Source organism: Nostoc sp. FACHB-133 (assembly GCF_014698055.1).
Taxonomy (GTDB): domain Bacteria; phylum Cyanobacteriota; class Cyanobacteriia; order Cyanobacteriales; family Nostocaceae; genus Nostoc.
Genome location: NZ_JACJSH010000025.1, coordinates 102100 through 113583 on the forward strand (window position 1 = coordinate 102100; position 11484 = coordinate 113583).

General features: G+C 40.1%; 15 protein-coding genes. 9 read left to right on the forward strand and 6 right to left on the reverse strand.

The window, feature by feature from the left end; genetic code table 11:
* Positions 1-14: 14 nt before the first annotated feature.
* Entirely contained in the window at positions 15-281 is a 267-nt protein-coding gene (locus H6G86_RS20810; protein ID WP_185586513.1) for an NIL domain-containing protein, read from the forward strand.
* A 131-nt stretch (positions 282-412) separates the two neighbouring features.
* On the opposite strand, the gene H6G86_RS20815 is transcribed toward H6G86_RS20810, so the two are convergent.
* Together H6G86_RS20815 and H6G86_RS39605 are read right to left on the reverse strand one after the other, a co-directional pair.
* Positions 413-664 (reverse strand): hypothetical protein, encoded by a 252-nt coding sequence (locus tag H6G86_RS20815; RefSeq protein ID WP_190935903.1) that lies wholly within the window; start codon positions 662-664, stop codon positions 413-415.
* Positions 665-975: 311 nt separating this feature from the next.
* Positions 976-1104 (reverse strand): hypothetical protein, encoded by a 129-nt coding sequence (locus H6G86_RS39605; RefSeq protein ID WP_277883652.1) that lies wholly within the window; start codon positions 1102-1104, stop codon positions 976-978.
* 20 nt (positions 1105-1124) lie between these two features.
* On the opposite strand from H6G86_RS39605, the gene H6G86_RS20820 reads away from it, so the two are divergent.
* Positions 1125-1790, forward strand: a complete 666-nt coding sequence (locus tag H6G86_RS20820) for an NIL domain-containing protein (protein WP_190935904.1) — start codon at positions 1125-1127, stop codon at positions 1788-1790.
* A 22-nt stretch (positions 1791-1812) separates the two neighbouring features.
* Positions 1813-2151 carry an NIL domain-containing protein gene (locus H6G86_RS20825; RefSeq protein ID WP_190935905.1) on the forward strand — a complete coding sequence of 113 codons (339 nt, stop codon included), beginning with the start codon at positions 1813-1815 and terminating at the stop codon, positions 2149-2151.
* Between the two features lies 1 nt (position 2152).
* Here H6G86_RS20825 and H6G86_RS20830 read toward each other — a convergent pair whose 3' ends face one another.
* A complete protein-coding gene (locus tag H6G86_RS20830; RefSeq protein WP_190935906.1) occupies positions 2153-2743 on the reverse strand; it encodes a Crp/Fnr family transcriptional regulator in 591 nt (196 codons plus the stop codon).
* A 278-nt stretch (positions 2744-3021) separates the two neighbouring features.
* Complete coding sequence (gene cysE / locus H6G86_RS20835; protein ID WP_242064895.1) at positions 3022-3750, reverse strand: serine O-acetyltransferase; 729 nt, start codon at positions 3748-3750, stop codon at positions 3022-3024.
* Positions 3751-3975: 225 nt separating this feature from the next.
* Between cysE and H6G86_RS20840 the strand changes: the two genes are divergently transcribed.
* Both H6G86_RS20840 and cysK read left to right on the forward strand, forming a co-directional pair.
* Positions 3976-4446 carry an RrF2 family transcriptional regulator gene (locus tag H6G86_RS20840; RefSeq protein WP_190935908.1) on the forward strand — a complete coding sequence of 157 codons (471 nt, stop codon included), beginning with the start codon at positions 3976-3978 and terminating at the stop codon, positions 4444-4446.
* An 18-nt stretch (positions 4447-4464) separates the two neighbouring features.
* Positions 4465-5427, forward strand: coding sequence for a cysteine synthase A (gene cysK / locus H6G86_RS20845; protein WP_190935909.1), 963 nt, complete (start codon positions 4465-4467; stop codon positions 5425-5427).
* A 191-nt stretch (positions 5428-5618) separates the two neighbouring features.
* Here cysK and H6G86_RS20850 read toward each other — a convergent pair whose 3' ends face one another.
* Positions 5619-6326: a cadmium resistance transporter gene (locus H6G86_RS20850; protein WP_190935910.1), complete on the reverse strand. Its 708-nt coding sequence runs from the start codon at positions 6324-6326 to the stop codon at positions 5619-5621.
* A 126-nt stretch (positions 6327-6452) separates the two neighbouring features.
* Here H6G86_RS20850 and H6G86_RS20855 point away from each other — a divergent pair, with 126 nt between their 5' ends.
* Positions 6453-7106: a cadmium resistance transporter gene (locus tag H6G86_RS20855; RefSeq protein WP_190935911.1), complete on the forward strand. Its 654-nt coding sequence runs from the start codon at positions 6453-6455 to the stop codon at positions 7104-7106.
* Positions 7107-7164: 58 nt separating this feature from the next.
* On the opposite strand, the gene H6G86_RS20860 is transcribed toward H6G86_RS20855, so the two are convergent.
* Complete coding sequence (locus H6G86_RS20860; RefSeq protein WP_190935912.1) at positions 7165-7962, reverse strand: sulfite exporter TauE/SafE family protein; 798 nt, start codon at positions 7960-7962, stop codon at positions 7165-7167.
* Between the two features lie 1046 nt (positions 7963-9008).
* Here H6G86_RS20860 and H6G86_RS20865 point away from each other — a divergent pair.
* The 3 genes from H6G86_RS20865 to H6G86_RS20875 all read left to right on the forward strand — a co-directional run bounded on the left by H6G86_RS20865 (position 9009) and on the right by H6G86_RS20875 (position 10551).
* Complete coding sequence (locus tag H6G86_RS20865; RefSeq protein ID WP_190935913.1) at positions 9009-9596, forward strand: TetR family transcriptional regulator C-terminal domain-containing protein; 588 nt, start codon at positions 9009-9011, stop codon at positions 9594-9596.
* A 4-nt stretch (positions 9597-9600) separates the two neighbouring features.
* Entirely contained in the window at positions 9601-9990 is a 390-nt protein-coding gene (locus H6G86_RS20870) for a tautomerase family protein (RefSeq protein ID WP_190935914.1), read from the forward strand.
* A gap of 108 nt (positions 9991-10098) precedes the next feature.
* The gene (locus tag H6G86_RS20875; protein ID WP_190935915.1) at positions 10099-10551 is read left to right on the forward strand and encodes an acyl-CoA thioesterase; all 453 of its coding nucleotides are present in this window, start codon (positions 10099-10101) and stop codon (positions 10549-10551) included.
* Positions 10552-11484: the final 933 nt, after the last annotated feature.

Genomic DNA, 11484 nt, shown 5'->3' on the forward strand with positions numbered 1-11484 from the left:
ACGGCTATTAACTAATTATGTCTAATAACACACCTACCAATAAACGGATTCGACTCAGAATTCCCAAGGACTATCACCAGGAACCTGTGATTTCTCGCCTGGTGTCTGACTACAATCTGACTGTGAATATCACAGCAGCCATTCTGGGAGCTAATGCTGTCGGGGATGGTTGGTTTGACCTTGAATTACAAGGAACAGATGCACAAATTCAGAGCGGACTAACCTATCTCCATGATTTAGAATTAGAAGTCTGGGATGATACTAAAGCAACCGATTGGTAAAGTAGTTTGATTGCTATTCCCTAATTTTTCAACCTATAACCTAGAGTTGGCAATATCTCTGGAGTTGAGTGGCAGACATCCACATAAGCGATCGCTCTAAAAAACCACCTCTGAAAAAGTGCGATCGCACTTTAATTACTAGGTTCTGGTGCTGTTACATTCAGAATATTAACCAGCAGGTCAAAAATAGTTTGCTTAGTAGCTAATAACAGAGCATAATCTGGCGGTATTAGGCTCAGAGAGTCTAACCATTGATGACAGGTTGCACTAATAGTCTCTAAATGCTGAATAACTAAATAAGGGGCAATTTCGTTGGCGCTTTGTTCCAGGATGTTGGGGAACGGCACTACAGATAAAAACCTCCTATATTTGAATTTACCCACCAGCCAAAGAGGGATTTAATTCTATTCAAACCATTAGACATAGTATTTGTAACAGTATTGACTGATTCGGCAATTGACCATTAACGATATTGATTAAGGCGATCGCTCGCACCATCAGATCGACATTTTAGGCGTATGCGATCGCACCGATCCTCATCAAGCCAAAACTAGCAGTTGCCTTATTAAGATGCGATCGCCAGACAACGCGCTTAACATCAATCCAGCATATTTTACGTGAATTTACCCATTGCTTTTTTACATTCTTCGTGGGATTCTCCTTTACATAACAAAAATGCGTTAAATCGATAGGACTACCGTAGTTTAATAAGAGCCAAAAAGATGAAAATTTTTATAAGGCTGACATTCAACCAGGCAAAGTTGAGTTCTAGGGGCGCGGCATCAGCAAGACTCTCTGTCGAACCAAAAAATTGCCTAGGCATCGCTATTGGGAATTAATTTGATGTCTCAGTGTAAATCTGTAGAACCTGCTTCAGTCCACAGCCGCATTCTCGTACCTCAGAGGTATAACAGGCAACCTGTAATTTCCCGGCTGGTGTCTCGTTATGGTTTAACTGTCAACATCAAAGCAGCATCCCTGACATCCGATAGTGACAGCGATGGCTGGTTTGATTTGGAACTTTCGGGAAATCCCCAAAAACTGACAAATAGCCTATCTTACTTGCAAGGATTGGGAGTGAATCTACTGGAATTAGCGATCGCTAACCACATTCAATCTAACCAGCACTTTTTACCTTTCCCAAATCTAGCTAGCAAACTGAGTCTCAAAGACTCTGCATTCCTGACAAATCAATGGCAAGAGCAATTCCAGCAATGGATTTCTCTGGGTCAAACTAATCGATTGCGCTTGCAATTGTGTGTCTTAAAATCTTATTACAAAGAGCCGGTGATTTCTGAGTTAGTTTCTCGTTATGGATTAACTGTAAATATTACCAGCGCTACACTTCAACCCGATACAGAAGATGACGGCTGGTTTGACTTAGATTTGTGGGGGAGAACCAAACAACTTTACTCTAGCCTGAGTTATTTAGAAAAACTGGGGCTACCTATTTGGCTGGATTTATCTAGCGTTTATAGCGATTTCTACGACGGGCTACGCCTACGCTAAGTAATAAAATCGTCACTATCCAATGGCAGCATTAAATAAACGTCAAACCAATTCCCAAACCAGCTTATCACTGGTTTCTTCAGTTTCTAACAAAAGCCAAGTCACTCAGATTCGCCTGCGGATATATATTCCCAAATCCTATCTGCAAGCGCCTGTGATTTCACAGTTAATTTCTGCTTACGGCTTGGTAGTTAATATTACTAAGGCTATGCTACAACCAAATACAGACGAAGAAGGGTGCTTTGATATTGAACTAAGAGGAACAGTACCACAAATCTCTAACGGTTTGGCTTATTTGGAATCCCTGAATCTTAGAATTGTGGGCAAGCCGAATGCAGATGGCGATAGCTGGTTTTGTTGAGCTAAATTTCGTAGTACCAAATCTCTTCTTCTCGGACTACAATTCGATGCAGAGAAAGACGATCAATCAAGCCCTCATGCTCAAACTGTCCAAGAACACGAGTGATAGTCACACGAGTTGAACCTAGCATTTCCGCCAAGTCTTCGTGAGTCAGACGCATATCTATTAAACGTCCCTTCTCAACTTCCGAACCAAACTTTTTAGATAACCATGCCAGCAGCTTGATTAGCATGGTATCAACTTTTTTATGGCTACGAATAACCATCAATTCTTGAGCCTGTTGGATATGGGCAAGTAGAGTTTCTGTTAGTTGAGTCCATTCCTCAACAGGTAAGACTGTCGCCTCTACTTTAGTTAGGCATTCCATCTGATAAGGTTCTAATTTTGACAAAGACTTACCAACAATATCTCCAGGGCCCCACAATCCCAGAGCGACGGTTGTACCATCTTCCAAATAGGTAAAAGTCCTGACAAAACCCGTTTCAATCTTCCAAAGTCCGTTTGGATGCTCTGGTAAAAATGACCTCCGGGCAAAAATTTCTTTAGTATTATTACTGTTTAAGTTAGTTAAATTTGCATATAAAGATACCATGACTATAACACTATTCTCCGATAAATTAACCGTAGTATTATATTTATATCAGGTTATAAGAACCTATGGGTATTTTAAAAAAGGGAATAGGGTACAGGTTACAATACTTCTCGGTTAAGGGGAAAAGGGGAAGGGGAAAGAAAAAACCTTTAACCCTTACCCTTTTCCCTTTACCCAAAATCCGATTCCGAATTAAAAATGCACAAAGCGAGAAGTATTCGTACAGGTTACAGGGTACAGATAATTCCCTATCACCTGTCACCTCTCCCCTCCATTCCCTAAATTCCTGCACCATCAAGAAAATCTTCAATCATCCCATCAGACTTATTGTTCTTAGGGTTGTATGTTTGTTCGTCGCCAAGCTCATTTGGGGACAAATTTGATTGATCTTGCAACTCCTCGAACTGTTTCTCTAGAGCTTTGACACGTTCAAATAAAGCGCGGATAACTTCAGCTTCTACGTCGCGGACTTTATCATGATCCAAAACATTGGTAGACAAGTTGTTCTGACGAGTTACGCGCCCTGGAATCCCAACTACAGTTGTGTTACTGGGTACATCTCGCAGCACCACAGAACCAGCTCCAATACGGACGCGATCGCCAATTTGAATATTTCCCAATACCTTTGCACCGGCTCCCACAACCACATGGGAGCCTAAAGTTGGATGACGTTTGCCGGTTTGTTTCCCAGTCCCGCCTAAAGTCACACCTTGATAAATCAGGGCATAGTCGCCCACGATCGCAGTTTCACCAATCACAACTCCCATACCGTGGTCAATAAACACTCCCTGTCCAATAAATGCCCCAGGATGGATTTCAATCCCGGTTAAAAACCGACTAATATGAGAGATAAACCGAGGTATGAAGGGAATTCCAATTTTATAGAGCCAGTGTGCCAATCGATGGAATATTAGGGCTTGGAGTCCAGGATAACAGAACAATACTTCTAGCCAGTTACGGGCTGCTGGGTCACGCTCAAAAATGGTTCGCAAATCAGTTATTAGCATACTCTGTTGAGATTTTCGTTGGTAAGTGAGGCTCTGAAAACAGAAACTCAGGATAATTCCCACAAAAAGATCGAGTCATTTATGGGAATTATGTAAGATAATAATCTACGGTAAGTCGATAGAATATAGTGTTTTTATGGTTAGTAAGTGGGATACTATCACATTCCACACTTTGAAAAAATTAATTTCGGATAAACTGCGATAAGTCCCCCAATTCACCGTAGTATGTTGAGTACAGTCTTGAATAGCCAAAACTACGCTCTCTTGGATCTGTCTTCCAAAGTGGAATATGCATTGCTAGCACTCTTAGAACTGGCAAGCCACCATGGAAAAAAACTTCCTCTAACCATGAGCGAGATCACTACCAAACAACCTATACCTGAACGCTATTTGGAACAAATTTTGACCAACCTCCGGCGTTCTGGTGTGGTGCAGAGTCAACGCGGCTCTAAAGGAGGTTTTGTTTTAGCTCGTGAACCTTGGCAGATTACACTGCTGGAAATTGTGACTTTAGTCGAAGGTGATCGGAAAGAGAAAGATACATCTGACTCTCCGACTCTAGAAAAGACTCTGGTTTATGAAGTTTGGGAGCAAGCTAACGCTGCCGCAATTGAAGTATTGGGTCGCTATACACTCCAAGACTTGTGCGAGGAAAGAGAGACTCGCGCCCAGCAAAGCCCGATGTATTATATTTAGACACGACGGAGTATTGACATGCGAATAGCGAAAGATATCACAGAGTTAATCGGACGAACTCCTCTAGTTCAATTAAACAAAATTCCCCAAGCTTCAGGAGCGGTTGCTCGGATTGTGGTGAAGCTAGAAAGCATGAATCCAGCATCTTCTGTGAAAGATCGGATTGGCGCGAGTATGGTGGAAACGGCGGAAGAAGCAGGCTTGATTCACCCCGGAAAAACTATTTTAGTAGAGCCGACTTCTGGGAATACAGGAATTGCGCTAGCGATGGTGGCGGCCGCTAAGGGGTACCATCTCATTCTAACGATGCCTGACACAATGAGCCACGAAAGACGATCAATGCTCAAAGCTTATGGCGCTCAATTAGAGTTAACGCCAGGTATAGAAGGGATGCGAGGAGCGATCAGTCGTGCAGAGCAGATTTTAGCTCAAACGCCCAATGCTTATATGTTGCAGCAGTTCCGCAACCCCGCCAACCCGAAAGTTCACGCCGAAACCACAGCAGAAGAAATCTGGAATGATACTGATGGAGAGGTGGATATTCTAGTGGCGGGAGTGGGTACTGGTGGGACGATTACAGGAGTTGCAGAAGTTATTAAAGGACGGAAGCCAAGTTTTCAAGCGATCGCGGTTGAACCAAGCAGCAGTCCGGTATTAACGGGTGGGAAATCAGGGCCTCACAAAATCCAGGGTATCGGCGCGGGATTTGTCCCAGCAATTTACCGTCCAGAATTAGTGGATGAAGTGATTCAGGTAGCGGATGAGCAAGCGATCGCTTACAGCCGTCGCCTAGCAAAAGAAGAAGGATTGTTATCGGGCATTTCTACTGGCGCTGCTTTATATGCGGCTATTCAAGTAGCACAACGTCCAGAAAATGCAGGTCGTCTAATCGTGATGATCCAGCCTAGCTTTGGCGAACGCTACCTCAGCACCTCACTATTCAAAGATCCAGAAGAGAATGAGTGGTTGAGTAAAGTTTGATTCTGTATAACAATTTTAAGTAAGTAGGAAAGAATAAGTCAAACTATCTTACTAATAGAAAATTAATTAAATTGGCTCGTAGTGAGGGCTACCCTGTGGGAACGCTTCTCTACGAGAGGCTACGCCAACGCGAACAGCCCTTAAAATAGGGCTAAAGCCCTCACTACAAACCTTTTATTATTCACGCCCACTTACTTAGAATTTTCGCCAATTTCATCTACACTTTCATTATTTTTAACCAAAATAATCAAACAGAAACAACTAGCAGCTAGCTTTATTAAGCTCAAAGCTTCACTTTTTATTACAATAAAAGCGCCTAATCCTATAAGAATAAAAGGCACAAAATTATTAATATAGCGAGTCAATATATCAGCTATTACTCTGTAGTGAGTTAATTTGTATGCCCCATAGCACCAAATTCCTAACAATATAAAAAATAATCCAATAATTACCACAAAACTCTCTAGGTTGCTGCTAGCAAATAAAGGCACGTAGACACTAATGTTATCGCTACCATTGGCAAGTGTAACGGCTGCCACACTATAAGCTTGAGGAGAAAAAAAACTTGTAATTGTTGATGCTTCAGCCTCTTCTGTCGTAGCAGCAACTTCTTTTGATGAATCTTCTTCCCGATTCACCAAACTACTGATACCTATGGACATTGGTAATAAACCAAGTAATCCAATCCAGTTTTTGGATAATACTAACCCACCAAATAAACCAGGAAGACTAAGGATTAGCAGAACTGTAAAACCTAGAAATTGACCAGCAACTATATGCCGAGGACGAAGGCTAGTATTTATTTGAGAAAAAAACAATAATAAAATGACAATATCATCAATATTAGTGGCAATGAACGCAATTGCCCCTGTAGTAATTGCAGTAACTAATTCGTTCATATTTTACAGCAGTTTTCAGGTCTTGAGACTGATAAGATAGGGAATGGGTATTAAAAAGTAGTGTAGTTCAATTACTTGAAATGTTAATTTGGTGTGGTGAAAAATCGTAGGTTCTAAAAATCCAGCATGAGTAAGTTAGGGACAGTCTTCAGTGAAGGGATAATTGCCTTCATCGCCACTAACATAGATGACATCATTATCTTGTTAATATTTTTTTCACAGATAGATGTTAATTTTCGGCGGCGGCATATCTTACTCGGTCAATATCTGGGTTTTTCAGCCATTATCATCGCTAGTTTACCAGGATTTTTTGGGGGATTGGTCGTACAGCGAGAATGGATAGGATTGCTAGGACTGCTACCAATTGCTATTGGTATTCAACAATTAATATATAGAAAAGAAGAAACTATAACAGTTCAGACAGTCAGTAGTGATTTTAATCAACCTACGCCTACTAACCCGGTATTGTCTTTTATTTTGAGTGTTTTGCACCCCCAAACCTATAAAGTGGCAGCAGTAACGATCGCTAATGGTGGTGACAATATTAGTATATATATCCCTTTGTTCGCTGGTCAGGATCTTGCCAGTTTGGGAGTAATTTTAGGTATATTTTTTATCATGGTAGGGGTTTGGTGTGCGATCGCTTATTTTTTAAGTCGTCAACCTACCATTGCTTATATTTTAAGTCGCTACGGTAAAGCTGCTGTACCTTTTGTGTTAATCGGCTTGGGTCTGTTCATTATGTATGAGCGCGGTACCTTCACTCTACTCTTTGGGTAAGAAGTTAATCAATGTTGGATGTTGAATGCTGGATTTGGAATCTAAAATCTCAATTTGGTTAGACTTGATGAACTAATTTCCAACTTACCATCATCAAAATGGCGTAAATAATAAACCGTAGTGGACGCTGGGGAGCTACTTGGCAGATTTTAGCACCTAGTAGAACTCCTGGTACAGAGCCTAGCCAGATAGGTATTACCAAATTCCAATCAACCGTTCCCAGGCTGAGATGACCAAGGGCTGTAAACAGCAGTAAAATTGCTGCGTGTGAGATATCAGTACCCACTAGCTTCCGTGCATCTAAACGGAAAAACCCAATCAGCACTAGGGCAAACATTGAACCTGATGAGACGCTAGTTAGACCAACCAAACAGCCTAAAATGGCCCCTAAAGTGATGGTTAGGAAGCGGCCAAAGTTAGTTTCTAAGTCTAACTTTGGTAGTTCGGGTAAATTGAATTTGGGTAAAAAAGTCAATAACAACAATTGCACTAGTGCTAATGCTGTGACGAGCAAAATCATCACACCAAGCAAACGGAGCAAGATGTTATCCAGATTATACTCACCTGTACGTTTAAGAATGTGCAAAATTCCCACCCCAAACAGTGAGCCTGGAACACTTCCGAATGCCAGCCATTTGACAACTTCTGTATCCAGAGTTTTCTGTTCCCAATGCTTGACGCTACCAACAATCTTCATCAATGTGGCAGCTACAACATCAGAACTCACTGCGATGGAAGGCGGAACCTGAAAAACAAAAATCAACATTGGGGTAATGAGAGAGGCTCCGCCAATTCCCGTCAAACCAACTATGATGCCAACGAAGAAGCTTAAGAATGGTAGTGATAAATAGTGCATACCTTTGGGGGTTTGAGAAAGTCAGCTAGAACTTCACTACTAGAGAGCAATAACTCAGCCGAATTACAGCCCAGTGATAGAGCTAGTCATGGCAAATTATTGTGTTTCTCAAAGGATGAGTGACACAAAGAAAGGTTTATCTAGCTAAAAATTAGGGCAGAGGATTACTAGACAACTTAAAAACCTGTCTGAAAGTTTTTAGAAGTATGACAACTGACATTTAGCTGAAACAGACTGTTATAACTGCTTATGGGTCAGTTGTTTTACTAAATCAACTTCTTACTGGTTTTTCTGCGGTTTTACATGTAAAAGCCGGTAAAGCTATGTACTTACCGTATTTTACTTGTAAACACGATCAAACGTCCAGCGTATTCGTTTTGTATATCGCTATATTCTCTGGATAATACACCGCAAGTCTAATGACTCATGGAAATTTTGTTTTTCACAACCCCGTCAAAATCCTGTTTGGCAAAGCTCAAATCGCCAATATTGCTGCTGAAATTTCTGTTGATAACGACCTAACCCCCAACCCCTTCCCTACACTATCCATTACCCGGATCTTTCTCAACATTTGCGAGAGTATTCACTCACGTTTTTTACAACCCTGATTCGTTCGTCATCAATTCTCAATAAAAACCTACTTTTAGCGAGAAGATTAGAAGGTAACTTGTCAAGTATGCCTTACACCTCAGTGTTTAAGATGCCTACAAAATAAGCGTTTCAAGATTGTAAAGAAAGATGTGACTAATGGATAGCCCTACAAGGGAAGGGGAGCAATAATCAAAGCCTCTCTCCGTTTCGGGGAGAGGAATGGAAGTGGGGTTTTAAGAATAAGTATCGCGTGTTGATGCCAAAACATATCATTACCTAGAGTAGAGGTAGCATCAAAACTAAGGGCGTTTATAACCGAATGAAGTCTGCGTTGTCTGGACTACAAAAAACACTTGACTCACAAGCATGTATAATGATAAAAATAAACAGACCAAATGGTCTGTAATTTTTAATTCAATAAACTATACGACTCCCTACTCTAATAAATCGCTGTAATGTCCAAAGGCGAAGAAACAAAAAGTAGAATTCTCCATCAAGCAGCCGAACTGTTTAACCAACAGGGGTATGCAGGCTCATCAATGTCAGACATTATGCGTGTTACTGGATTGCAAAAAGGAGGAATTTACAACCACTTTCAAGGCAAAGACGATCTCGCATTACAGGCTTTTGATTTTGCGATCGCTCGCATTAAACAGCATACTAGATTTGCATTGCGAAGCAAACGCCATGCAGTAGAACGTCTGCAAGCAATCATTGGGGTATTTAGTAGCTTCGCAGAAAATCCACCTATCAAAGGAGGATGTCCACTGCTGAATACTGCTGTGGAAAGCGATGATGCTCATCCGGCGTTGCGGGAACGCGCTCAAGAAGCGATGAATTCTTGGCTGCATCTAATTCGTCGAATTATTGAAACGGGAATTGCCAAGGGTGAAATTCGCTCTGAAGTAAGTGCTGATGAAATTGCCACCGTTATGATTGCAACGTTGGAAGGGGCCATAATGATGAGTAAGCTTTATGGAGATTCAATTCACATGCACAGGGTAATTAATTACTTGAATCAATACTTAGAAACTCACCTTTAAATGTATGGTACAAATCAAAGTATATTCTTTAGCAGACAAATTAAATCCTATTAAAACGGAGCTATCAAATGTAATCCATACCTCCCTCATAGAGGTTTTACAGATTACCCCTGAAAAAAGATTTCACCGATTTTTCCCACTGGATAAATCAGATTTTTACTATCCATCTGATAGAACAAACAATTATCTGGTTATCGAAATTAGTATGTTTGAGGGACGCTCAGTGGAAACAAAAAAAGAGTTGATTCGCCTGCTAATTAAAAATATCAATGAAAAATTCAATATTCCTATATACGATATTGAAATCACAATTTTTGAAACGCCCAAATCGAACTGGGGTATTAGAGGTTTACCTGGCGACGAGTTAACCTTAAACTACAAAGTAGAAGTTTGAAATTATTGTGAGTAATGGGTTATTAGGCAATAATTACCCACTACTTGAAAAAAGTAAAATTTTTTCTAATTTTACAGACCGATCGGTTTTAAAATATCAAGAGAAATAATGCTAGTAAATAACAGTTTGCCCAGACCATTAGAAGTAGTATTAGAAATTCCTGTAAGAACATACGACATTGACTTTATGGGAATCGTAAGCAATATTGTATATATCAGATGGTTAGAGGATTTACGTTTAAAGTTTTTAGATGAACATTGGCACCTCAATCAACAAATTGATCGAGGATATGCACCTGTTCTAGCTGGAACTGAAATTGAATATAAACGTCCGATAAAAATTATTGACCAAGTAATTGGACGTTTATGGCTAAGTAATTTAGGACGATTGAAGTGGACTGTACAAGCTGAAATTTTATCTAATAATGAGTTAGCAGCAGTAGCTAGTCAAAAGGGTGCTTTTGTCAGTTTACAAAATAGTCGTCCTATTCCTATTCCAGAGGAATTAAAGAATAAATATTTAGAGCATCAAAAAGGAAATCTGAAAGACTATTCATCATAAAGTAATATCCTTGGGTTAAGACTTTATTCTCCCTAACCTTCCTTAAAAAGAAAGGAACTAGAGGAAGCCTTTTTAAGGTGAGTCTAGGCGCAGCAGGTTTTCTGACTTGCCTAATCTTAAAGGAAGCTTTAAGTTACCATATATTTAAGAACATGAGGAGTGAAGAAAATTTCTTCTCATCACTCCTCATCAGCTACTCCTTACACTTGCCTCAAGTACATCACTAAACTGTTGTATGAAACCTCTAACTAAAGATGCACTTTATTGTTAAATAAAAAAGTATCTATCTAAACAAATACTATGGAGATACAATCCTTACACAGTATATATTAATCTGCTTTGATTTTTGTTCGCACAGCGTGGCGTAGCCATATTTACGTGGGTAGGCAATAGGCAAGAGGCAAGAGGCAAGAGGAAAGAAGGCTTTTTGAGTTGTACGGGGTTTTTTCAAAAATCAAATATGAGTCTTATATCTTGATCAAGCTTATTGATATTTATCAGCATCATAATTAAAAATATAATAAAATCCTAGTTTGTAGTAAGCAATGAATCATTCATAGAAAGGTTTATCAGGACTACAGCCATTACTACAAACTTGAATTTATTTACACTTATTAGGACACAATAGTCAAAACCCTGATTCTCAGGTAGGGGCAATTCATGAATTGCCCCTACTGTGTGTAGTTTTGCGTAAGTCGTAACTTAGTTACTTAAACAGTGACAGGTTATTTTCAAACAAACTCATTTACTTAGTTGCAAAAAATTGTAGGTTGGGTGGAGGCTTTGCGTAACCCAACATTCTGATATATGTTGGGTTGCGCTCCGCTTCACCCAACCTTGTATCTTAGAAATAGTAGTAGACCGTCCCAACCTTGGTCAAGAAAGACCGCTTCGTAGCATGGGTCACTACAACAATCTCTTTGACAGAACTCG